The organism is Methanosarcina sp. KYL-1, assembly GCF_024372725.1.
In the GTDB taxonomy this organism is placed as follows: Archaea; Halobacteriota; Methanosarcinia; order Methanosarcinales; family Methanosarcinaceae; genus Methanosarcina.
The window spans coordinates 1-1,759 of record NZ_VOUA01000057.1 but is presented as its reverse complement, the minus strand read 5'-3'; the positions used below and the strand labels follow the sequence as shown (position 1 = coordinate 1,759).

Below are 1,759 nucleotides of genomic sequence, written 5' to 3'. Positions count from 1 at the left end.
AATTAGAAAGAATGGCCTGAATGCCATGGATGCTATTATAGCGGCGCTCAATGGAGCGCCGCTGTTATCCTGATAATTGCAGATTTTGCTCAAAAAATACTTTTTTAGCAGTGGGCTGAATAGTTACGAATTTTTTACAACCAATAAAGAAGATAATTTATCTCCACTTGAAATCGCAAAAAGATATTATCCATGTTTTGATGATAGAGATCATATAAAGAAGTTTATCATACCAATTCGTCCGGAATTTCATGACAGGCTTTTTACAGACCACCTTTCAAGGCAGATGAGACTTCAAGATTTTGAAAATGAATTCATTGTTGAAGGAAATACCATAAAAAAAGCTTATCTATGCCACTCGAATAGTCGAAAAATCGGCAGTGGTGACGTGATTTTATTTTATAGATCACATGACTCAAAAAATATAACAGCTGTGGGGATAGTTGAATCTGTGCATTTTGGACTTACCGATCCTGATGAAATATATGAGATTGTAAAGAAAAGAACTGTATACAAAAAAGAAGAGATCAGAGAACTTGCAAGGAAAGAAACAACTATAATTAGATTTATGCATCAAATATATTTAGAAAAAAAGACCGACGTAAATTATCTAAATTCAATTGGAATACATGCACCTATGTCGATAACAGAAATAAGCAATGAAGCGTATAAAAAAATAAAGGAACATGGGGAAATTAATGAACGTTTTACTATCAATTAAACCGACTTATGTTGAAGAAATAATTAATGGGAGTAAAAAATATGAGTTTAGAAGAGTAATATTCAGAGCTCCCCACGAAATAAAAAAAGTATTCATATATTCAAGTCGTCCCGTAAAAAAAATAATAGGAACCTTTACAATTGGTAAAATCATTAAAGGAACCCCAAATGAGTTATGGAACCAATGTAGTGATTTTGGTGGGATTGGAAAAGAGGGTTTCTTTAATTACTTCAAAAATAAGCAACAAGGTTTTGCAATTTCAATTGAAAACTTAGAAATATTCCCCAAACCTATCGATCCTTACACATCAATTACTGATTTTAAAGCACCACAATCTTTCTGTTACATTGATGATGATTTATTAGAACTACTTACTGAAAAGCCAGTCGATTATAAAGAGATAAATAAGAACTTCAATGAAAAATGTGGCGAAATATTGAGGATGGCAGTCCATATTGAAGACTATTTCGATTTTTTTATCTCAAACTACTTTTGTGCACCACAAGATAGGAAGACCTTTCTTTTAGAAGACCTAATTATAACAACACTAAATTTTGACAGGAAAAAGAATATTTTCTTTAAAATATGTCAAGAAGAAGGAATCGAAAAGAGCATTACAAAGGATATCAATGAAAAATTAAAATTTATACAATCCATTAGAAATAGAGTTGCACACGATGCGGTCTGGTCTTATCCTGATAAAAACGAAATAATACTTCAAAAAAGAAAAAGTGTTACGTATAAACGTGATGAACTTATAATCACAGATGATTTAGTCAAAGAAATCGATGAAAAAAGATTATTTTGCATAAATAAAATTAGCGAAGTGCATCTAAAAATATCCAATAAATCAAAAGAGCAAAATCCCGATGATTTTTGGTAATTGCTTAAAATTCAGTTTTCTCTTTTATTTCAGTACTTCGCTAATTTTCATCTCCTCATAAACGAGGCTGTTCGATACCTTTATATGGGATAAAAACTGCCTCCGTATGTCTTTTCCACCATGTAAGCCTAGATATGCCCCTAAAATTGAATTAA

2 protein-coding genes are annotated in these 1,759 nt (G+C 31.3%); both read left to right on the top strand.

The genetic code is table 11. The annotated features are described in order from the left end of the window. Positions 1-76 precede the first annotated feature (76 nt). Positions 77-721, top strand: a complete 645-nt coding sequence (locus FTO70_RS17835) for a hypothetical protein (protein ID WP_255337120.1) — start codon at positions 77-79, stop codon at positions 719-721. Then, positions 687-1,604, top strand: coding sequence for a hypothetical protein (locus tag FTO70_RS17830; RefSeq protein WP_255337119.1), 918 nt, complete (start codon positions 687-689; stop codon positions 1,602-1,604). Before FTO70_RS17835 ends, FTO70_RS17830 begins: the two co-directional genes overlap by 35 nt. Positions 1,605-1,759 lie beyond the last annotated feature (155 nt).